Source organism: Bacillus cereus group sp. BfR-BA-01441 (genome assembly GCF_022663075.1).
In the GTDB taxonomy this organism is placed as follows: Bacteria; Bacillota; Bacilli; order Bacillales; family Bacillaceae_G; genus Bacillus_A; species Bacillus_A cereus.
This window is the reverse complement of sequence record NZ_JAKUEU010000021.1, coordinates 44,858-66,754: the sequence shown is the minus strand read 5'-3', so window position 1 is coordinate 66,754 and position 21,897 is coordinate 44,858. Positions and strand designations below refer to the sequence as shown.

Below are 21,897 nucleotides of genomic sequence, written 5' to 3'. Positions count from 1 at the left end.
TCTTTAAACTAGCAACCCTTATTCCTTACCTAGTAAGTACGAACCGGTAAAATTAATTGAATAATTGAATCATCATTTACTGTACGAATTAAGAACGGTCTCATCGCCCCAGTAAAGCTAACTTTAATCTCTGTACTATCCAAAGCTTTCAATGCATCCATCATATATTTTGCACTAAAAGATATTTTTAACTCTTCTCCATCTACTTTTTCGCATTGTACTTCTTCGACAACTTTTCCGATTTCTGGTGAATTCGAAGAAATCTCTAGCATTTCTTGCTCTAAAGTTGATAATTTAACAACGTTATTGCGGCCATCTCTCGCTAATAGTGAAGCACGATCAATTGCTTGTAGGAATTCTTTTGTATTCACAAAAATATCCGTTTTACTCTCTGCTGGAATTAAACGTGTTGTATCTGGATAATTTCCTTCTAACAATCTTGAGAAGAATAATAAATGTTTTGTACGGAATAATACTTGATACTCCGTAATAACGATATCCACCATTTCTTCAGACTCATCTAGAATCTTACTTAATTCATTTAAGCTCTTACCTGGGATAACAACATTAGCTTGAAATTCATCTGCAATATTATGTCCTTCGATTTTCGCTTTTCGAAGTGCTAGTCTATGACTATCTGTTGCAATACAAGTTAACTCGCTGTTATATACCTTCCAGTTTACACCTGTCAAGATCGGTCTTGTTTCAGAAGTAGAAACTGCAAATACAGTTTGTCTGATCATATGCTTAAGTAAATCCGTTGGTATCTTAAATACATGATGTTCTTCAATCTGTGGTAATAACGGATATTCTGCAGAATCTAAACCATTTAAGTTAAATTCTGATTTTCCAGATTTTATTTTTGTCATAAAATGATTTTCCACAGAAATTTCGACAGTGTCTTTAGGTAGTTTTTTTACAATCTCACTAAAATATTTTGCCTGTAAAACAATGCTTCCTGATTGAGCTATTTCTACGATTTCTTTTCCATTTTCTTCGACTGGAATAAACGATTCAATAGAAATATCAGCATCGCTTCCTGTTAATGTAACCCCTTCTTCAGTAGCTACAACTTTAATTCCTGTAAGGATAGGGATTGTTGTACGAGAAGAAACTGCCTTCATTACATCTTGTACACCTCTTACAAGATAGTCTTTTTGTATTGTAAAACGCATAAAGAAAAACCTCCGGTAAGTATAAGATTTTATTTAATTAATAAAGATAAAAAATAGTAGTAATAGTAATAGGGCTTGTGGATATGTGGATAACCCCGCTAAAGGATGTAAAAACAGTCTATCTACATGTGGATAGACTGTGCGTAAAACAAGGTAAGTTATTCACACTATTCAGCTACTACTTTAAAATACCATTAATTTCTTCAACTTGCTTTTGTAATTGCGTATCGGTTTTTAGTAGTTTAGAGATTTTTTCATGGGCATGGATAACTGTTGTATGATCACGTCCACCAAATTCTTCACCTATTTTTGGTAAAGAGGAATCTGTAAGCTCGCGCGATAAATACATTGCAATTTGGCGAGGAAACGCAACTGATTTTGTACGTTTTTTCGCTTTAAAATCTTCTAATTTCACTTGATAAACGTCCCCGACAGCTTTTTGAATATCATAAATAGAGATAATTTTCGGCTTAGAATTTGGAATAATATCTTTAAGTGCTTCAGCTGCTAAATCAGCATTAATATCTTTATTAATTAAAGATGAATAAGCTACAACTCGGATAAGTGCACCTTCTAATTCACGAATATTTGAATCAATTTGATTTGCGATATAAAGCATAACTTCATTTGGTATATCAAGCCCTTCAGCTTTTGCTTTTTTGCGTAAAATCGCAATTCGTGTCTCTAAATCTGGCGGCGTAATGTCTGTAATAAGTCCCCATTCAAAGCGGGAACGAAGACGATCTTCTAAAGTTGGAATTTCTTTTGGTGGTCGGTCACTAGAAATTACAATTTGTTTACTTTCTTCGTGTAATGCGTTAAATGTATGGAAAAACTCTTCTTGAGTCTGTTCTTTTCCAGCAAGAAATTGAATATCATCTATCAATAAAACATCTACGTTACGATATTTATTACGAAAATCAACAGCTTTATTATCACGAATAGAGTTAATAAATTCATTTGTAAATTTTTCTGATGATAAATATACAACTTTTGCATTTGGATTATGTTCAATTACATAATGACCAATTGCGTGCATTAAATGTGTCTTTCCAAGTCCAACTCCCCCGTAAATAAAGAGTGGATTATACGCTTTAGCTGGCGCCTCAGCTACAGCTAATGAAGCTGCATGGGCAAAACGGTTACCAGAGCCAATAACAAATGTATCGAATGTATATTTTGGATTTAACATGCTCTGTGGTAAATGAGCTGAATCATCTTGTGCTGGATTCGGCTTAACTGGAGGCAGATCAATGTCCTCTTCAGCTTGACTTTGGGGAATAATAAAGCGAATTGCTAATTTTGCCCCTGTTAAATCGTATAGTGTTTCTGAAATTAGTTCGGAGTAATGAGATTCTAGCCAGTCACGAGCAAATTCATTCGGAGCTGTAATCGTTAATACGTCTTTCTTCAAGTTATGAGCCGTTGTGGATTTTAACCATGTCTCATAACTAGGCTTGCTTACCTTTTTTTCTAATTCTTTTAAGGCACTATTCCATAAATCAGAGATATTTTCCAAAGGTGTCCCTCCTTTACTAAGTTGGTAAAAGAATAAGGTTGTGCAACAAATGTACAACCTTATAAATATAAAATGTATATTTATACGAAACGTATTTTAAAACCTAAAAACGTCGTTTGTATATGAGATAGGGTTTTCGACAAAAAAAGCAAATGTGGACAACTATTTACCCACATGTGATTAAAACTGTCCACATGTTATACACAAATTGTGGATAAGATAAAGATGTGGAAAACTTATTCAAAGTGAAAACACATCTATAATATCAAAAAAAAGTGGCTATAGCAATGAATTTAAGAAAGTTATCCACAAAATCAATACCTTGTGGAATAAACTTGTCCACAACACGATATACTGTGTAAAAGTGCGAAAAAAGTTTGTGGATATAAAAAGCGCGAAAAAATATTTATCCACAAGGAAATATAGGTGCTGTGAAAAAGTATGTGAATAGGTTCAAAATGAATATTTGATGAAAATTTCTAGAACCATTGACATTTTCCTAGTTAATTAACTATAATTTATAGGACTGTCTTTAACAGATATTCCTCAGGGAGGTGTCATATAATGAAAAGAACTTACCAACCAAATAAACGTAAGCGCAGCAAAGTACATGGTTTCCGCAGCCGTATGAGCACAGCGAACGGACGTAAAGTGCTAGCAGCTCGTCGTCGTAAAGGAAGAAAAGTATTATCTGCGTAGACCACTGATCGTTCAGTGGTCTTTTTTTCTAATAATAGTGAATTTCCGCTGATGAAATACAGGAGTGTCAATTGATATGAAGAAAAAACATCGTATAAAGAAGAATGATGAATTCCAGGCGGTTTTTCAAAAAGGAAAATCAAATGCAAATCGTCAGTTTGTTGTATACCAATTAGATAAAGAAGAACAGCCAAACTTTCGCATCGGCCTTTCTGTTAGCAAGAAAATAGGAAATGCAGTAGTTCGTAATCGAATTAAGCGCATGGTCCGTCAGGCTATTACAGAGTTAAAAGATGAGATAGCTTCTGGAAAAGATTTTGTTATAATAGCAAGGAAGCCTTGTGCAGAGATGACATATGAAGAAGTAAAGAAAAGCTTAATTCATGTCTTTAAACGCTCTGGTATGAAAAGAATAAAAAAGTAGCGTAAGGAAATGAATTACACTATATACATACCGATACAAGGAGGAGTAGGCTTTGAAAAAGAAATTAGGTTTACTAGCCATGGTCGTTGCATTAATGGCGATTGCCACCGGTTGTAGTGAAACGGGTCAGCCGATTACATCGAAAAGTACTGGGATTTGGAATGAATATTTCGTATATCCGCTTTCTCAGTTAATCACGTATTTTGCCGACTTATTTAACAGTAATTACGGTTTAGCAATTGTTATTACAACTCTTATCATTCGTTTTGCATTATTACCATTAATGATTAAACAAACAAAGAGTACAAAGGCAATGCAAGCGTTACAACCAGAAATGGTGAAGTTAAAAGAGAAATATAGTTCTAAAGATCAAGCAACACAGCAAAAACTACAACAAGAAATGATGCAGTTATATCAAAAGAATGGTGTAAATCCATTGGCAGGATGTTTACCGATATTTGTTCAGATGCCTATTTTATTCGCGTTTTATCATGCGATTATGAGAACAGCTGAAATTAAACAACATAGTTTCTTATGGTTCGATTTAGGACATGCAGACCCGTTCTATATCTTACCAGTCGTTGCAGCAATTACGACATTTATTCAGCAAAAGCTTGCAATGGCAGGAACAGCTGGTCAAAATCCACAAATGGCAATGATGCTTTGGCTTATGCCGATTATGATTTTAATCTTTGCAATTAACTTCCCAGCTGCATTATCACTTTACTGGGTTGTTGGTAATATCTTTGGTATTGCTCAAATGTACTTTATTAAAGGGCCAGAGATTAAGGCTAGTAAGGCTGGTAAGGCTGGAGGCTCAAGCAAGTGAGTGTAATTACTGCTAAAGGACAAACAGTCGAGCTGGCAGTAGAGGATGCTTTAAGGCAATTAAATACATCAAAAGATCGAGTAGATATAAATATTGTCGATGAGGGTAAAAGGGGATTCTTAGGTTTATTTGGGAATCGCCCTGCAGTAGTAGAAGTTGTATTGAAGAAAGATCCAATTCAAGAATGTGAAGAATATTTAAGAAATGTTATTCACGATATGGGTGTGGAAGTCGAGATTAGTAAAATTGTAAAAGGACGCGAAATCGAATTTACAATTTCTGGTGATAATGTAGGTGTTTTAATTGGGAAAAGAGGTAATACATTGAACTCTTTACAGTATTTAACAAAACTTGTCGCGAATCGTAACACGAAGCAGTATATCGGTATTACACTAGATGCTGAAAATTATCGTAGTAAAAGAAAAAGTACGTTAGAATCACTTTCTTATCGATTAGCGAAACAAGTATTTAATACGAAAAAAAGAGTTATTTTAGAACCGATGCCATCTTTTGAACGAAAAATTATTCATCAGGCATTATCAAATCATCAAGGTATCAATACAACTTCTGAAGGAAATGAACCACATCGGCATGTTGTAATATCTCCTAAATGACCGGTTGCTCAAATGAGTGCCGGTTTTTTTGAGCGGAAAATAGATGTGGATAACTAAAAAACACTAAACTTATCCACTGTGAATAAGTTTAGTGTTTTTTACATGGGGATATAATAAAATGAGTTATTCTTCTTTTGTAGATAGGTTCGTTATGGTATCCTAATAATTTAGTGAAAGAAATAATCATGTTGAAATAGAGATAAATAAGCAAGTGAGGTGAAAGGACATGGAATTTGATACAATTGCTGCGATTTCCACAGCGCTTGGAGAGGGTGCAATTGCCATTGTTCGAGTAAGTGGGGATGATGCGGTTGAGAAAGTTGATCGTATTTTTAAGGGGAAGGATTTAACAGAGGTTCCTTCTCACACTATTCATTATGGTCATATTGTTGATTTAGATACAAATCAAGTTATTGAAGAAGTTATGGTGTCTATTATGCGCGCACCAAGGACTTTTACACGTGAAAATATAGTGGAAATTAACTGTCACGGTGGACTTGTTTCAGTAAATAAAGTATTGCAACTTATTCTAGCACAAGGAGTACGATTGGCAGAACCGGGCGAATTTACAAAACGTGCTTTTTTAAATGGACGTATCGACTTATCACAAGCAGAAGCTGTTATGGATTTGATTCGAGCAAAAACAGATCGTGCGATGAATGTAGCAATTAATCAAATGGAAGGGCGATTATCTAAATTAATTGGTCTTTTGCGTCAAGAAATATTAGAAACATTAGCTCATGTTGAGGTAAATATAGATTATCCAGAATACGATGATGTAGAAGAGATGACACATAATATTTTAATTGAGAAAGCGACGCATGTTCGTTCGGAAATCGAAAAAATATTAGAAACATCAAAACAGGGGAAAATTTTACGTGAAGGTATTGCTACAGCAATTATCGGTAGACCTAACGTTGGGAAATCATCGTTATTAAATAGTCTTGTTCAGGAGAAAAAGGCAATTGTAACTGATATTGCAGGAACAACTCGTGATGTTATTGAAGAGTACGTTAACGTGCGTGGTGTACCTCTTAAACTTATAGATACAGCCGGTATTCGGGAGACAGAAGATGTTGTTGAACGAATTGGTGTGGAACGTTCAAAAGAAATGATGAGCCAAGCGGATTTAGTATTAGTTGTTGTCAACTATAGCGAGGCTTTAACAAATGAGGATGAAGATCTATTCCGTGCGGTACAAGGAAAAGACTTTATTGTTATTGTGAATAAGACTGATTTACCGCAAGCGATTGATATGGAACGTGTTACAGAGTTAGCCGCGGGAAATCGTGTTATTACAACATCCTTAATTGAGGAACAAGGAATAGATGAACTAGAAAAGGCAATAGCTGATTTATTCTTTGAAGGAACAATCGATTCTGCAGATATGACATATGTTTCTAATGCGAGACATATTGGATTATTAACACAAGCAGGAAAAACAATCGGTGATGCAGTTGAGGCGATTGAAAATGGTGTACCAATTGATATGGTACAAATTGATTTAACAAGAACGTGGGAAATACTTGGTGAAATTACTGGGGACACAGTGCATGAAAGCTTAATTGACCAGTTGTTCTCTCAATTTTGTTTAGGAAAATAATATAGTGAAGTTGTAGAAAGATAGAGATTATTAGGAGGAATAAACAATGGGATACAATGCCGGTTCATACGATGTCATAGTAATCGGTGCAGGTCATGCAGGATGTGAAGCTGGTCTTGCGGCAGCACGAATGGGCTCAAAAACATTAATGTTAACAATTAATTTGGATATGGTAGCATTCATGCCATGTAACCCTTCTGTTGGTGGACCAGCAAAAGGGATTGTTGTTCGTGAAATTGATGCATTAGGCGGAGAAATGGGACGTAATATTGATAAAACTCATATTCAAATGCGTATGCTAAATACAGGTAAGGGACCAGCCGTACGTGCACTTCGAGCGCAAGCTGATAAATTCGCTTACCAACATGAATTAAAGAAAACAATTGAAGAAACACCAAACTTAACGTTGTTCCAAGGAATGGTAGAGCGTTTAATCGTTGAAGAAGGTGTATGTAAAGGGGTAGTTACACAAGCTGGTGCAGAATATACAGCAAAAACTGTTGTAATTACAACTGGAACATTTTTACGCGGCGAGATTATCATGGGCGACTTAAAATATTCAAGCGGTCCAAATAATCAGCAACCGTCTATTACATTATCTGAGCATTTAGAGGAACTTGGATTTGATCTTGTTAGATTTAAAACAGGGACACCTCCGCGTGTAAACAGTAATACAATTGACTACAGTAAAACAGAAATTCAACCAGGTGATGATAAGCCACGTGCGTTCTCTTTTGAAACAACGAAATTTATTATGGATCAAATTCCATGTTGGTTGACATATACAAGTACAGAAACACACCGTTTAATAGATGAAAATTTACATCGTTCAGCTATGTATTCTGGTATGATTAAAGGAACAGGCCCTAGATACTGTCCTTCTATTGAAGACAAAGTAGTAAGATTTAATGATAAACCACGCCATCAAATTTTCTTAGAGCCAGAAGGGCGTAATACACAAGAAGTATATGTACAAGGTTTATCCACAAGCTTACCAGAAGATGTACAACGTGACATGCTTAGAACAATTCCAGGCCTAGAAAATGTTGAAATGATGCGTACAGGTTATGCAATTGAATATGATGCAATTGTGCCAACACAACTATGGCCAACACTTGAAACGAAAAAGATTAAAAATTTATATACAGCAGGACAAATTAATGGAACTTCTGGTTACGAAGAGGCGGCCGGACAAGGGCTTATGGCTGGAATTAATGCAGCATGCCGTTCTTTAGGTAAAAAAGAAGTTGTTTTAGGTCGCGAGGATGCTTATATTGGCGTCTTAATTGATGATCTTGTAACGAAAGGTACAAATGAACCATATCGTTTATTAACGTCTCGTGCAGAATACCGTCTATTATTACGCCACGATAATGCTGATCTTCGTTTAACTGAAGTTGGTCGTGAAATTGGATTAATTAAAGAAGAGCGCTATGAGCGATTTACAAATAAAAAATTACAAATTGAACAGGAAAAGGAACGTTTAAGCAGCATTATTATTAAACCACGTCCTGAAGTTCAAGAATTAATTCGCAATATTGGCGGAAGTGAATTGAAAGATGGAATACGTGCAAGTGACTTATTACGTCGTCCAGAGATGACATATGAGCATATTCATCTTTTAGTACCAAGTGAAGTAGAATTAAGTGATGAAGTTAAAGAACAAGTTGAAATTCAGATTAAGTATGAAGGGTATATTGAAAAATCTTTACAGCAAGTAGAGCGTATGAAGAAAATGGAGAGTAAAAAAATCCCTGTAGATATTGATTATGATGCGATTTCTAGCCTTGCTTCAGAAGCTAGACAGAAATTGAAAGATGTTCGTCCACTTTCAATGGGGCAGGCTTCACGTATTTCTGGCGTAAATCCAGCGGATATTTCCATTTTACTTGTGTATATAGAACAAGGAAAAATTGCACGCGTATCGAACCAATAAATAGTAAGGAGATATTGCTAGATGAACATAGAACAATTTCAATCTATGCTAGAAGAGAAGGGAATCACCCTCTCTTCTAGACAGTTAGAGCAGTTCAAAATCTACTTTGAAACATTAGTAGAGTGGAATGAAAAAATGAACTTAACGGCTATTACAGAAAAAGAAGAAGTATATTTAAAACACTTTTTTGATTCCATTACAGCTGCTTTTTATTATGATTTTTCAAAACCATTCTCAATTTGTGATGTTGGTGCAGGGGCTGGATTCCCAAGTATTCCTTTAAAAATCTGTTTCCCGCACTTAAAAGTAACAATTGTAGATTCATTGCAAAAACGTATTAATTTCTTAAATCACTTAGCCCAAAAGTTAGAATTAAGTGATGTTGCATTTTGTCACGATCGTGCTGAAACATTTGGGAAAAAAGAAGGTGTACGTGAATCATACGATATTGTAATGGCACGTGCAGTTGCGCGTCTTTCTGTATTAAGTGAGCTATGTTTACCACTTGTAAAAGTTGGAGGAACATTCATTGCAATGAAAGGTGCAGCAGCAAACGAAGAAATTGAAAATGGCAAGTATGCTTTAGAGGTGCTAGGCGGAGAGTTAAAAGAGATGTCTACGTTCCAATTGCCGTTTGAAGAGAGTGAACGTAATATTTTATTAATCGAGAAAAAGCGCAAGACACCAAAGAAATATCCACGCAAACCGGGAACACCCAATAAATTACCTATTGAAAAATAAATCTTATTAGACGTAAGATTAAATTATATAAATGAAAACGTAAATGTTTCATAGGAAACATTTTATGGAGAATAGTCAATAGGCCTAAAAGGTGGTGGAATATGTATGAAAAATACGTTTTCTCGTTTATTTGGCTTTGGAGATAAAGAGAGCGAATTCGAATTACAAGACGAAAGCCATGAAGAGATAGATAAAAAGGTATATGAAGAAATACAAGAAATTCCGATAGTAAATATTACCCCTAACCGTTATCAACCAAGAACAGTTTTTGATGATGCGCGTATTGATGAGCTAGCATTAACAATTCGTACACATGGACTTATTCAACCGATTGTTGTAAGGCAATATGAGGATGATAAGTACGAGATTATTGCTGGAGAAAGACGTTTTCGCGCGGCAACAAAGTTAGGTTGGGAAAAGGTTCCTGCAATTATAAAGAATTTAAATGATACAGAGACAGCTTCTGTAGCTTTAATTGAAAACTTGCAACGTGAGGAACTAACGGCAATCGAGGAAGCTGTGGCATATCAAAAGCTGATTGAGTTACATAATTTAACACAAGAAGCATTGGCACAACGACTTGGAAAAGGACAATCTACAATCGCAAATAAGTTGCGCTTGTTAAAGTTGCCTGAAGAAATAAAAAGTGCATTATTAGAAAAAAGCATTACAGAACGTCATGCCCGCGCTCTCATTCCTTTAAAAAATGAGGAATTACAACTGAAGGTTTTACAGGAAATTGTTGAGAAACAACTAAATGTAAAGCAAACAGAAGAACGAATTGCGAAGTTACTAGAGGAAGCGAAACCGAAGCGTAAGGCAAAGCAAAAAGCAGTAAGTCGAGATACGAGGATTGCTATGAATACAATTAGACAATCTTTACAAATGGTTACTGAAAGTGGTTTGAATGTTAATTCTGAGGAAGAAGAATTTGATGAGTACTATCAAATTACAATTAAAATTCCAAAGAAAAAATAATAATGACGTGCTAGAGACCTTATCCTATTGGAGAGGTCTCTTTTACTATATTTTCTTGTTAAATGAAGAAGGAGTTTAGAAATAAATTTTGAAGTTTAATAAAGGACGTAAAAGAAAAAGTTTTATTTCATGTTACAATAAACGTAATTGTTACTAGAATAAGATAGAAAGGTTGAAAGTAGGTGACATCATGGGAAAAATCATTGCTATTGCTAATCAAAAAGGCGGTGTTGGAAAAACAACAACATCTGTTAATTTAGGGGCTGGATTGGCGCAAGTAGGTAAAAAAGTCCTTCTTGTAGATATTGATGCTCAAGGAAATGCAACGACTGGTGTGGGAATTGAAAAATCTGAATTAGATCAATGTATTTACAACGTTCTTGTGGAAGATGCAGATGTTCAAGGGGTTATACAGAAAACCGCAACTGAAAACTTAGATGTTCTACCCGCTACAATTCAATTGGCTGGTGCTGAAATTGAATTGGTACCGACTATTTCCCGGGAAGTACGTTTGCAAAGAGCATTACAGCCAGTTCGTGATGAATATGACTATATTATTATCGACTGTCCCCCATCTTTAGGGTTATTAACGATTAATGCATTAACAGCAGCAGATTCTGTTATTATTCCTGTACAGTGTGAATATTACGCACTAGAAGGGTTAAGTCAGCTATTAAATACAGTTCGACTTGTACAAAAACATTTAAATAAAAATTTAGCAATTCAAGGTGTATTGTTAACAATGTTGGATGCCCGTACAAATTTAGGGATTCAAGTTATAGATGAAGTGAAAAAGTATTTTAGGGATAAAGTATATCGCTCGATTATTCCGCGTAATGTACGCTTGAGCGAGGCTCCAAGTCATGGGAAACCTATTATGCAGTATGACGCTAAATCAAGAGGAGCAGAAGTGTATATAGATTTAGCAGAGGAAGTGATTGCAGGTGGCTAAAGGATTAGGAAGAGGAATTAATGTGTTTTTTCCTGATTTAGATGTGAAAGAAGAGGAAACAATTCAGGAGATTCTTGTAACTGAATTAAGGCCGAATCCATATCAACCGCGTAAACACTTTAATAAAGAGGCGATTCAGGAATTAGCAATTTCGATTAAGGAACACGGTATTCTACAACCATTAATTGCTAGGAAGAGTATTAAAGGATATGAAATTGTTGCAGGTGAAAGACGATTTCGTGCTGCAAAAGAGGCTGGTTTAGAAAAAGTACCTGCGGTTGTAAGACAATTAACTGAACAGCAAATGATGGAATTTGCTTTGTTAGAAAACTTACAACGAGAAGATTTAAATCCTATGGAAGAGGCAATGGCATACCAGATGTTAATGAATGAGCTAAATGTAACGCAAGAACAATTAGCGAAACGTCTTGGTAAAAGCAGACCTTACATTGCAAATTATACTCGGTTATTAAGCCTACCTTCTTTCGTACAAGATATGATTGCAAATGGTCAACTTTCAATGGCTCATGGGAGAACTTTACTTACGATAAAAGATGAAGAACAATTGAAGTCCTTATTGAAACGCATTGAAAAAGAAGGATTAAATGTTCGTCAATTAGAGAAAATCGTCCAAGAGATTAATCAACACGTTTCACGTGAAACAAAAAAAGTGAAAAAAGAGCGAAATATATTTTTCGTAGAACGTGAAACGTTCTTAAGAGAAAAGTTTGGCACAGATGTGAAAATTAAAGAGACGAAAAAAGAAAAAGGTAAAATCGAAATTGAATTTTTTAATAAAGAAGATTTAAATCGTATTTTAGAACTATTAGCACAGAAAAATTAAAAAGCAAACCATCTTATTATTTATAGATGGTTTGCTTTTTTTAATGCGGATAATTTTTGATCCGTCTCTTTTATACTTTTTACGATTACATCAGCCATTTTCATGACTAAACTTAATCTTGTATTTTGAAGAACGAAAAACTCCATAAACCCATTTAGATTGACGATACCGTGTATGTGCAAATCACCAACTGCAGGTAATTTCTTATTCATAGCAGCTCCAGGTTTACTAGGTCCCTTTCCAGTAGTGATTGATCCGATATTTTGGGACTTTCCTAAACATGCATCAACAGCAATTATAAATGCAGTAGGATATTCTTTCTGTATATTCTGAATTTTCTCCTCTAAATTTAGCGCATGTACTGGCTCATCTAGTGTACCGAATACTTGGAGGTTTTGGATGTCTATTTGTTCAAGTTTTGTACCAACTAATGGGCCGAGTGCGTCACCTGTAGAGCGATCTGTGCCGATACAAACGAGAATGAGTGGTATATTAGTTTTAATAGGAATATGGGTAAGTAAGAAATTACTGATTATCTCAGAGGCTTCTAGATCTTGGTGCATAACGTTTTGAGTTTCTTTCTCAAAAAATGGTAAGCGAAAACTTCCAATATTCATGAAGCACCCATCCTTTTAATAAATTTTCAATATATGTTATATGGTGAGGAAAATGGAAAGTTATAAGTGCGTAATTTTTGCAAAATGTGAATGAAAACGGAAATAATAGTACTAGTATATATATATTCGTTCCATTTTATACCTGGATGTCGGGGATAAAATAGGATTAAAATCATAAAATTTTTTCAGCAATTAGGGGACTTCTGATACAATAATAAGGGTAACTAAAAAGAAATTTTAGCTAGAGAGGTAGAGGTACATGGATTTATTAGCGAAGTGGTTTAATTCTATGAAACAGTATTTATTAGATGCTGATCGTTGGGCTCATATTGGAGTTGCGACATTAAAAATATGTATTATTTTAACAATTGGTGCAGTTGTTGTGCGAATTGCAAGGGCGGTTGTACGAAATGCGTTTCGTATGGGGAGTCGTTCTCCAATTCAAATTTCAGAACGTCGTACAGTTACAGTAGCGAAATTACTTGAAAATATTGTAGCGTACGTTGTTATGTTCATTATGCTAATTGCGATTTTAGGTGTGTTTGATATTAATGCATCAGGTTTATTAGCGGGTGCTGGGGTAATTGGTTTAGCAGTCGGATTTGGTGCTCAAAGTTTAGTGAAAGACGTTATTACAGGTTTATTTATTTTGTTAGAGGATCAGTTTTCAGTTGGCGATTATGTTAAAATCGGTCAATTTGAAGGAGTCGTTTTAGAAATTGGACTTCGTACAACGAAAGTAAAGAGTTGGACAGGTGAAATTCATACTTTACCAAATGGAAGTATTATTCAAGTTACTAACTACTCAGTTAGTAATAGTGTAGCGTTTGTTGATGTATCTATTTCATATGAGGCTGATATTGCGAAAGCAGAGCAAGTTATTGAAGATTTATTAGTAGAATTACCTTCAAAGTACGAAAAAATGGTAACAACGCCTCAATTATTAGGTGTGCAAACATTAGCTGCATCAGAAGTTATATTACGTGTTATTGCTGAAGTAGAACCGATGCAACATGCAGTTATTGCAAGGGCACTTCGTAAAGAGATTAAAAATCGTCTTGATTTACATGGAATTGAAATTCCATATCCACGTATGGTTTTATATAATCGTGAAGAATTAGTTAGTGGAAAAGCAATTTAGTATGGAGAGGAGTTTGGAGAATGGAGCAAAAGGAATATAACTTGTATGATGTTGTGGAAATGAAGAAAGCCCATCCATGTGGCGAGAATCGTTGGAAAATTATTCGTATGGGAATGGATATCCGCATTAAGTGCGAGGGGTGTGACCATTCAGTAATGATTCCTCGAAGAGAGTTTGATCGTAAGGTGAAAAAAATACTTGTGAAGCACGAAGAATAGAGGGAGAGTAACAGTTACAGTAGGTAACTGTTACTTTTTTTCGTTTGGCGGAAACTTGTCATTTTTTTCGTTACTATCTATAATGATGAAAGATTGAGACATAGGAGTGAAAAATATGGGATTAACGGCTGGGATTGTTGGATTACCTAACGTAGGGAAGTCCACTTTATTTAATGCAATTACACAAGCAGGAGCAGAATCTGCGAACTATCCATTCTGTACAATTGATCCAAACGTAGGGATTGTAGAAGTACCAGATGAGCGTTTAAATAAATTAACGGAATTAGTAGAACCGAAAAAGACTGTTCCGACTGTATTCGAGTTTACTGATATTGCAGGTATCGTAAAAGGTGCTAGTAAAGGTGAAGGTTTAGGAAATAAATTCTTATCTCACATTCGTCAAGTAGATGCAATTTGCCAAGTTGTTCGTTGTTTTGAAGACGAAAATATTACGCACGTTTCAGGGAAAGTAGATCCAATTGATGATATTGAAACAATCAATTTAGAGCTAATTTTAGCGGATTTAGAGTCTGTTGATAAGCGTATCGAGCGTGTTGCGAAATTAGCAAGACAAAAAGATAAAGAAGCGGTATATGAGCATGAAATTTTAGTTCGTTTAAAAGAAGCTTTTGAAGAGGGAAAACCAGCTCGTACTGTTGAATTTACAGAAGAGCAGATGAAGATTGTTAAAGGCCTTCATTTACTTACAACAAAAGAAATGTTATACGTAGCGAATGTAAGTGAAGACGATATTATCGATCCTTCGGAAAATAAATACGTACAAATGGTAAAAGAATTTGCAGCAAATGAAAATTCTCAAGTAATCGTTGTATGTGCAAAAATTGAATCAGAAATCGCTGAATTAGACGAAGAAGAGAAAAAAGTATTCCTTGAAGAATTAGGAATTGAAGAGTCTGGTTTAGATCAATTAATTCGTGCAGCATATGACCTATTAGGACTTGCTACGTACTTTACAGCTGGCGTTCAAGAAGTACGTGCTTGGACATTTAAACAAGGAATGAAGGCACCACAATGTGCTGGTGTTATTCATACAGACTTTGAGCGTGGATTTATTCGTGCAGAAACAGTTTCTTACGATGATTTAATGACAAACGGTTCTATGACAGCTGCAAAAGAAGCTGGAAAAGTACGTTTAGAAGGAAAAGAATATATCGTAAAAGACGGAGATGTTATGCACTTCCGTTTTAACGTTTAATTTAATATTTCCTAGGAAAAATAAAGATATGAACTTGGCAAATATATTATATGTTTGCCAAGTTTTTTATGTATTGGTGAGTTGATTCATATAACTTACTATGATATAATCTAAACTCGTGAGTAATTACTATAAATTAATTGCTCCTTGCCCATTACGGGCCGTTTAGACCAAAAGGAGGTGAAAGTGTAATGAGAAAGTACGAAATTATGTACATCATTCGTCCTGGCGTTGAAGAAGAAGCTCAAAAAGCTTTAGTTGAACGTTTTGCAGGTGTTTTAACAAACAATGGTGCAGAAATCATTAACACGAAAGAGTGGGGTAAGCGTCGTTTAGCTTACGAAATCAACGACTTACGTGAAGGTTTCTACATGATCTTAAACGTGAAATCTAACGCAGAAGCGATTAACGAATTCGACCGTTTAGCTAAGATCAACGAAGACATCCTTCGTCATATCGTTGTTAAAGAAGAAGAAAAATAATTGATATATAAGGGAGAGTGGTTCGATTGATGAATCGTGTTATCCTCGTTGGTCGTTTAACTAAGGACCCTGACTTACGTTACACGCCCAATGGTGTCGCAGTAGCTACTTTTACGTTAGCTGTGAATCGCGCATTTGCCAATCAGCAAGGTGAGCGTGAAGCTGACTTTATTAATTGTGTAATATGGCGTAAACAAGCAGAAAACGTAGCAAATTATTTGAAAAAAGGTAGCTTAGCAGGCGTAGATGGACGTCTTCAAACTCGTAATTACGAGGGACAAGATGGTAAACGTGTATACGTAACAGAAGTTCTTGCGGAAAGCGTGCAATTTTTAGAGCCGCGTAATGGCGGTGGGGAGCAACGTGGTTCATTTAATCAGCAACCATCAGGAGCTGGTTTCGGTAACCAAGGCTCTAACCCATTTGGTCAATCTAGTAATTCAGGTAACCAAGGTAACTCTGGATTTACGAAGAATGACGATCCATTTTCAAATGTAGGTCAACCGATCGACATTTCCGACGACGATTTACCGTTCTAATACAGTAAATTTGTTAGTTTTAACAAAGAATGGAGGGAAATAGACATGGCAGGACGCAAAGGTGGACGTGCGAAACGTCGTAAGGTGTGTTTCTTCACAGCTAACGGCATCACTCGCATTGACTATAAAGATGTTGATTTATTAAAACGTTTCGTTTCTGAGCGTGGTAAAATTTTACCTCGTCGTGTAACAGGAACAAGCGCAAAATACCAACGCAAACTTACAGTTGCAATTAAACGTGCTCGTCAAATGGCACTTTTACCATATGTTGGTGAATAATAGCGTATGAAATGCACAGTAGAGTGGGACTCTACTGTGCATTTTGCTATGCTTTTCTTTTTGAAAGAGAGGTTAAAATGTGAAACAAACAAAGTTTATTACAGAAGGTGCAGCATTATTAGCTATATATGCAATTTTATTGCTTATATCTATGTATATTCCGATTTTGGGTACAGTTGTAACTTTTGCGTTGCCGTTACCATTTATACTATTAATGATAAGACATAAACTATCTAATGTGCTCGTGGTTTTTGTAGCAGCACTTTTTGTTACTATTATTGTGAGTCAACCGCTGAATTTAGTGAAGACAATTATGTTTGGATTGATAGGGATTGTTTTAGGATATATGTATAAAACAAGAAAAAAGCCAGTGGAAATCTTAATAGCGGGGACGCTTGCATACTTAATTGGTTTTGTAATTATTTATGTTGCGAGTATAAAGTTTTTCAACATAGATATAATGAAGCAAATGCAAAGTATGTTTAGTGAAAGTATGGCGAAAAGCGAAAAGATAGTAAGTGCTACTGGCATGCCGATTAGTAAGGAACAAAAAGAGTTACTTGCACAAATGAATGATATATTACAATCGTTACTTCCAAGTATACTTGTGCTAGTTTCAGTATGTTTTTCTTGGATTACAGTGATAATATCAGGTAGTGTTTTGAAAAAGTTAAAACATGAAGTTATATCTTGGCCTAAATTTAAAGATATACAATTACCAAAGAGTATCATTTGGTATTACGTTATATTTATTTTGTTAGCAACTTTTATAAAAGTAGAACCAACATCATATTTACATATGGTATTTTCTAACCTAAATGTCATATTTGCACTATTGCTTGTACTGCAAGGTCTGACATTTATCGCCTTTTTAGCGTATAGAAAAGGTTTTACTAAAGGGGTTCCTATTATTAGTTTTATTGCATGCATGTTTATTCCGATGCTGTTTCCTCTTGTGACAATCTTAGGTATAATTGACTTAGGGATTTCATTGCGTTCTAAAATAGGGGGATAAAATAATATTCCTTATACTATTTTAATCTGTTTAACTAACTGGAAGGTAAGTTAGTTTTACTTTATAGGAGTTGTATACATGCCTGAATTTGATAAGAAACAGTGGTTTTTATATCCTGTTTATGTATTGGCATTTTTTGTGTTTGTGCTCATTTTAATTCTCTGTTATTTTCATTTAATTATGGGTATAGCTGCTTTTGTCATTTTTTGTATCGTATTCTTTATCGTTATACGATTTGAACTTAATTTTCAAAGGAATTTCGAAAAGCATACGACAGATATGATTACAAGAGTAAAGAAAGTAAGTAATGAAGCATTTAACCAAATGCCGATTGGTATTTTGTTATACAATAAGGATTATGGGATTGATTGGGCAAATCCTTATTTATCTTCATGTCTGGGACAGCACGCATTAGCTGGATGGCACCTTTACGATGTATCAGAAACATTACTTCTTTTCATTAAAGGAGAAACTTCTGATGATATAGTCTCTTTAAATAATCGAAAGTTTCGCGTTTTTGTAAGGAAAGAAGAAAAGTTAATTTATTTCTTTGATGTAACGGAACAAACAGAAATTGAAAAGATGTACGAGGATCAAAGGACTGTTTTAGCTGTCATCTATTTGGATAATTATGATGAAGTTACACAAGGATTAGATGATCAATTACGTACGAATATAACAAGTCTTGTGACATCGCGACTAAATGAATGGGCACTTAAGTATGGTGCTTATTTAAAACGTGCATCTTCAGAAAGATTCTTCGTTGTGCTAAATGAAAGTATTTTGACGCAGATGGAGAAAGGGAAATTTAGCATTTTAGATCAGGTGCGTGAAGAAACATCTAAAAGGAATATACCACTTACATTAAGTGTGGGTGTCGGATCAGGTGATTTACCTTTATCAGAGCTTGGAGCAATGGCTCAATCTGGTTTAGATCTTGCGCTTGGGCGTGGGGGAGACCAAGTAGCTATTAAACAAGCGACAGGTAAAGTTAAGTTCTATGGAGGTAAGACAAATCCGGTTGAAAAACGTACCCGTGTACGCGCCAGGGTCATTTCGCATGCGTTAAAGGATTTAGTATTAGAAAGTAGTAATGTCATTATTATGGGGCATAGGGCTCCCGATATGGACGCAATTGGTGCTGCGATTGGTATTTTAAAAGTGGCTCAATTAAATGAGCGTAAAGGATATATTGTGTTAGATGAAAATGATTCCGATAAAGGAATTAAGCGTTTGATGGACAAAGTGAAACAAAATGAGGAGTTATGGTCTCATTTTATTACTCCAGAGCAAGCGATGGAATTTGCAAATGATGAGTCGTTACTTGTTGTTGTCGATACGCATAAACCTTCTATGGTGATGGAGCAAAAACTGTTACATAAAATTGAAAATGTGGTAGTTATTGATCATCATCGCCGTGGAGAAGATTTTATTGAAGACCCATTGCTAGTTTATATGGAACCATATGCTTCTTCAACGGCAGAATTGGTTACAGAATTACTTGAGTATCAACCTAAAAATTTAAAGATGACAATGTTAGAAGCGACGGCATTGTTAGCGGGTATTATTGTCGACACGAAAAGTTTCACATTCCGGACAGGGGCTCGTACATTTGATGCTGCTTCTTATTTACGCTCACATGGTGCAGATACTGTACTTGTACAAGAACTTTTAAAGGAAGATATGGATCAGTATTTACGGGTTGCAAAAGCTATAAAAAATGCGTACATTTATAAAAATGGAATTGCGATTGCTAAAGTTGATAGTGATGATTACTACGATCAAGTGCTTATTGCGCAATCGGCAGACACGTTATTAACGATGACAGGGATTATTGCATCATTTGTTGTTGCGAAACGTGGCGAGAATCTCATTGGAATTAGCAGCAGGTCTTTAGGTGAAGTGAATGTGCAGCTAATTATGGAAAACTTAGGCGGTGGCGGGCATTTGACGAATGCAGCCACACAGATGAAAAATGTTACAGTAGATGAAGCTGAGGAGAAGCTTCGATTTGTTATTGATGACTATTTACAGGGAGGCACACAATCATGAAAGTAATTTTTCTAAAAGACGTAAAAGGTAAAGGTAAAAAAGGAGAAGTAAAAAACGTACCAGATGGCTATGCAAATAACTTCTTACTAAAACAAGGATTAGCTGCTGAAGCAACAAATAGCAGTATGAAAACTTTAGAAGCTCAAAAGCGTAAAGAAGAAAAAGATGCAGCAGCAGAGCTTGAAAATGCAAAAGAGTTAAAAGAGACTTTAGAGAAATTAACTGTAGAATTAAAGGCGAAATCTGGAGAAGGTGGCCGTTTGTTTGGTTCTATCACAAGCAAACAAATCGTAGATGCAATGCAAAAATCACACAAGATTAAACTTGATAAACGTAAATTTGAAATGGACGATGCAATCCGCGCGTTAGGTTATACAAACGTTACTGTGAAATTGCATCCACAAGTAACAGCAACAGTAAAAGTTCATGTTAGTGAACAATAAAAATAAATTAAGCAAGGAGGATTGCGTATGAGTGATGTACTTGCTGATCGTACCCCTCCGCATAATATAGAGGCTGAGCAGGCGGTTTTAGGGGCCATATTGATTGATCAAGATGCGTTAACTTCAGCATCAGAGTTATTGGTACCTGATTCGTTCTATCGAACGAAACATCAAAAGATTTTTGAAGTCATGCTTGGGCTATCTGATAAGGGAGAGCCGATTGACTTAGTAATGATGACATCAGCAATGGCTGATCAAGGATTACTAGAAGAGGTTGGTGGGGTTTCTTACTTAGCAGAGTTAGCAGAAGTTGTGCCAACTGCAGCTAACGTAGAATATTACGCACGCATCATCGCTGAAAAGGCGCTTTTACGTCGTTTAATTCGCACGGCGACTCATATTGTATCGGATGGATACGAGAGAGAAGATGATGTGGATGGTCTTTTAAACGAGGCTGAGAAAAAAATATTAGAAGTATCCCATCAAACGAATGCAAAAGCATTCCAAAACATTAAAGATGTTCTTGTAGATGCTTATGACAAAATTGAACTTTTGCATAATCAAAAGGGTGAAGTTACTGGGATACCAACTGGGTTTACTGAATTAGATAAGATGACAGCAGGTTTCCAACGAAATGATTTAATTATCGTGGCAGCACGTCCATCAGTAGGGAAAACGGCATTTTCATTAAATATTGCACAAAACGTAGCGACGAAAACGGATGAAAATGTAGCGATTTTTAGTTTGGAGATGGGTGCTGATCAGCTTGTTATGCGTATGCTTTGTGCAGAAGGGAATATTGATGCACAAAGACTTCGTACTGGTTCATTAACTTCCGATGATTGGGCAAAATTAACAATGGCAATGGGGAGTCTCTCAAATGCTGGTATATATATTGATGATACGCCAGGTATTAAAGTAAATGAGATTCGAGCAAAATGCCGTAGATTAAAGCAAGAACAAGGTCTTGGTATGATTTTGATTGACTATTTGCAGCTTATTCAAGGAAGTGGGAAATCAGGAGAAAACCGTCAGCAGGAAGTATCTGAGATTTCTCGTACCTTAAAAGGGATTGCGCGTGAATTGCAAGTGCCTGTTATTGCTTTATCACAGTTATCTCGTGGTGTAGAATCTCGTCAAGATAAACGCCCGATGATGTCTGATATTCGTGAATCTGGAAGTATTGAGCAGGATGCTGATATTGTAGCTTTCCTATATCGTGAAGACTACTATGATCGAGAAACGGAAAACAAAAATACAATTGAAATTATTATTGCAAAACAACGTAACGGTCCAGTAGGTTCAGTGGAACTTGCATTCGTCAAAGAGTTCAATAAGTTCGTTAACTTAGAACGTCGTTTTGAGGATGGACATGCTCCACCGGCATAAAGGCAGTATAAAAAAGAAACACATTTCTTATAATAAGATGTGTTTCTTTTTTTTTATAAGAAAGATAAGGCTTTCATAAGTTAAATATATAATTCTTACGAACGAAAATGTTTTTTTGTGAAAAAATGTTCGCTTTTCGGTTGACTTCTCTTTCGGTTTTGGTACAATTATATTGTTTGAATAGATCGTTTG

The 21,897-nt window shown here is 35.5% G+C and carries 23 protein-coding genes; 20 read left to right on the top strand and 3 right to left on the bottom strand.

The annotated features are described in order from the left end of the window. Nucleotides 1-29: 29 nt before the first annotated feature. Both dnaN and dnaA read right to left on the bottom strand, forming a co-directional pair. Entirely contained in the window at nt 30-1,175 is a 1,146-nt protein-coding gene (gene dnaN / locus MR107_RS11665; RefSeq protein WP_001212886.1) for a DNA polymerase III subunit beta, read from the bottom strand. Between the two features lie 178 nt (nt 1,176-1,353). Further along, the gene (gene dnaA, locus MR107_RS11660; protein ID WP_000428017.1) at nt 1,354-2,694 is read right to left on the bottom strand and encodes a chromosomal replication initiator protein DnaA; all 1,341 of its coding nucleotides are present in this window, start codon (nt 2,692-2,694) and stop codon (nt 1,354-1,356) included. 564 nt (nt 2,695-3,258) lie between these two features. Between dnaA and rpmH the strand changes: the two genes are divergently transcribed. The 10 genes from rpmH to spo0J all read left to right on the top strand — a co-directional run bounded on the left by rpmH (nt 3,259) and on the right by spo0J (nt 12,314). Then, on the top strand, nt 3,259-3,393 hold the full coding sequence (gene rpmH / locus MR107_RS11655) for a 50S ribosomal protein L34 (RefSeq protein WP_000831901.1): 135 nt from the start codon (nt 3,259-3,261) through the stop codon (nt 3,391-3,393). Nucleotides 3,394-3,469: 76 nt separating this feature from the next. Then, a complete protein-coding gene (rnpA, locus tag MR107_RS11650) occupies nt 3,470-3,817 on the top strand; it encodes a ribonuclease P protein component (protein WP_000726619.1) in 348 nt (115 codons plus the stop codon). A 52-nt stretch (nt 3,818-3,869) separates the two neighbouring features. Next, the gene (spoIIIJ, locus tag MR107_RS11645) at nt 3,870-4,646 is read left to right on the top strand and encodes a YidC family membrane integrase SpoIIIJ (RefSeq protein ID WP_000727738.1); all 777 of its coding nucleotides are present in this window, start codon (nt 3,870-3,872) and stop codon (nt 4,644-4,646) included. Further along, on the top strand, nt 4,643-5,260 hold the full coding sequence (gene jag / locus MR107_RS11640) for an RNA-binding cell elongation regulator Jag/EloR (protein WP_000111516.1): 618 nt from the start codon (nt 4,643-4,645) through the stop codon (nt 5,258-5,260). The genes spoIIIJ and jag overlap by 4 nt, the downstream gene beginning before the upstream one ends. 226 nt (nt 5,261-5,486) lie before the next feature. Further along, the gene (gene mnmE / locus MR107_RS11635; protein WP_000393757.1) at nt 5,487-6,863 is read left to right on the top strand and encodes a tRNA uridine-5-carboxymethylaminomethyl(34) synthesis GTPase MnmE; all 1,377 of its coding nucleotides are present in this window, start codon (nt 5,487-5,489) and stop codon (nt 6,861-6,863) included. 46 nt (nt 6,864-6,909) lie between these two features. Beyond that, the gene (mnmG, locus tag MR107_RS11630) at nt 6,910-8,799 is read left to right on the top strand and encodes a tRNA uridine-5-carboxymethylaminomethyl(34) synthesis enzyme MnmG (RefSeq protein WP_000541031.1); all 1,890 of its coding nucleotides are present in this window, start codon (nt 6,910-6,912) and stop codon (nt 8,797-8,799) included. Nucleotides 8,800-8,820: 21 nt separating this feature from the next. Next, nucleotides 8,821-9,540 carry a 16S rRNA (guanine(527)-N(7))-methyltransferase RsmG gene (rsmG, locus tag MR107_RS11625; protein ID WP_001019628.1) on the top strand — a complete coding sequence of 240 codons (720 nt, stop codon included), beginning with the start codon at nt 8,821-8,823 and terminating at the stop codon, nt 9,538-9,540. Between the two features lie 105 nt (nt 9,541-9,645). Next, nucleotides 9,646-10,518 carry a nucleoid occlusion protein gene (gene noc / locus MR107_RS11620; RefSeq protein ID WP_000799016.1) on the top strand — a complete coding sequence of 291 codons (873 nt, stop codon included), beginning with the start codon at nt 9,646-9,648 and terminating at the stop codon, nt 10,516-10,518. 190 nt (nt 10,519-10,708) lie between these two features. Then, nucleotides 10,709-11,470: a sporulation initiation inhibitor protein Soj gene (gene soj, locus MR107_RS11615; RefSeq protein WP_000516114.1), complete on the top strand. Its 762-nt coding sequence runs from the start codon at nt 10,709-10,711 to the stop codon at nt 11,468-11,470. Beyond that, nucleotides 11,463-12,314: a stage 0 sporulation protein Spo0J gene (spo0J, locus tag MR107_RS11610; RefSeq protein WP_001051832.1), complete on the top strand. Its 852-nt coding sequence runs from the start codon at nt 11,463-11,465 to the stop codon at nt 12,312-12,314. Before soj ends, spo0J begins: the two co-directional genes overlap by 8 nt. Before the next feature lie 20 nt (nt 12,315-12,334). Here spo0J and yyaC read toward each other — a convergent pair whose 3' ends face one another. Continuing rightward, nucleotides 12,335-12,931: a spore protease YyaC gene (yyaC, locus tag MR107_RS11605; RefSeq protein ID WP_226368867.1), complete on the bottom strand. Its 597-nt coding sequence runs from the start codon at nt 12,929-12,931 to the stop codon at nt 12,335-12,337. Nucleotides 12,932-13,190: 259 nt separating this feature from the next. On the opposite strand from yyaC, the gene MR107_RS11600 reads away from it, so the two are divergent. The 10 genes from MR107_RS11600 to dnaB all read left to right on the top strand — a co-directional run bounded on the left by MR107_RS11600 (nt 13,191) and on the right by dnaB (nt 21,705). Next, nucleotides 13,191-14,072, top strand: a complete 882-nt coding sequence (locus MR107_RS11600; RefSeq protein WP_000364814.1) for a mechanosensitive ion channel family protein — start codon at nt 13,191-13,193, stop codon at nt 14,070-14,072. Nucleotides 14,073-14,092: 20 nt separating this feature from the next. Next, the gene (locus MR107_RS11595; RefSeq protein WP_000435485.1) at nt 14,093-14,290 is read left to right on the top strand and encodes a DUF951 domain-containing protein; all 198 of its coding nucleotides are present in this window, start codon (nt 14,093-14,095) and stop codon (nt 14,288-14,290) included. 115 nt (nt 14,291-14,405) lie between these two features. After that, on the top strand, nt 14,406-15,506 hold the full coding sequence (ychF, locus tag MR107_RS11590) for a redox-regulated ATPase YchF (RefSeq protein WP_000524657.1): 1,101 nt from the start codon (nt 14,406-14,408) through the stop codon (nt 15,504-15,506). A gap of 191 nt (nt 15,507-15,697) precedes the next feature. Then, nucleotides 15,698-15,988, top strand: a complete 291-nt coding sequence (gene rpsF / locus MR107_RS11585) for a 30S ribosomal protein S6 (protein WP_001233778.1) — start codon at nt 15,698-15,700, stop codon at nt 15,986-15,988. A gap of 26 nt (nt 15,989-16,014) precedes the next feature. Continuing rightward, complete coding sequence (ssb, locus tag MR107_RS11580; RefSeq protein ID WP_000981966.1) at nt 16,015-16,527, top strand: single-stranded DNA-binding protein; 513 nt, start codon at nt 16,015-16,017, stop codon at nt 16,525-16,527. Nucleotides 16,528-16,572: 45 nt separating this feature from the next. Continuing rightward, a complete protein-coding gene (gene rpsR, locus MR107_RS11575; RefSeq protein WP_000918873.1) occupies nt 16,573-16,806 on the top strand; it encodes a 30S ribosomal protein S18 in 234 nt (77 codons plus the stop codon). A 79-nt stretch (nt 16,807-16,885) separates the two neighbouring features. Continuing rightward, nucleotides 16,886-17,821, top strand: coding sequence for a YybS family protein (locus MR107_RS11570; RefSeq protein ID WP_242292386.1), 936 nt, complete (start codon nt 16,886-16,888; stop codon nt 17,819-17,821). Between the two features lie 78 nt (nt 17,822-17,899). Next, nucleotides 17,900-19,873: a DHH family phosphoesterase gene (locus MR107_RS11565; protein ID WP_001113778.1), complete on the top strand. Its 1,974-nt coding sequence runs from the start codon at nt 17,900-17,902 to the stop codon at nt 19,871-19,873. Further along, the gene (gene rplI / locus MR107_RS11560) at nt 19,870-20,316 is read left to right on the top strand and encodes a 50S ribosomal protein L9 (protein ID WP_000864228.1); all 447 of its coding nucleotides are present in this window, start codon (nt 19,870-19,872) and stop codon (nt 20,314-20,316) included. Before MR107_RS11565 ends, rplI begins: the two co-directional genes overlap by 4 nt. A 27-nt stretch (nt 20,317-20,343) precedes the next feature. After that, a complete protein-coding gene (gene dnaB / locus MR107_RS11555) occupies nt 20,344-21,705 on the top strand; it encodes a replicative DNA helicase (protein ID WP_001286148.1) in 1,362 nt (453 codons plus the stop codon). Nucleotides 21,706-21,897: the final 192 nt, after the last annotated feature.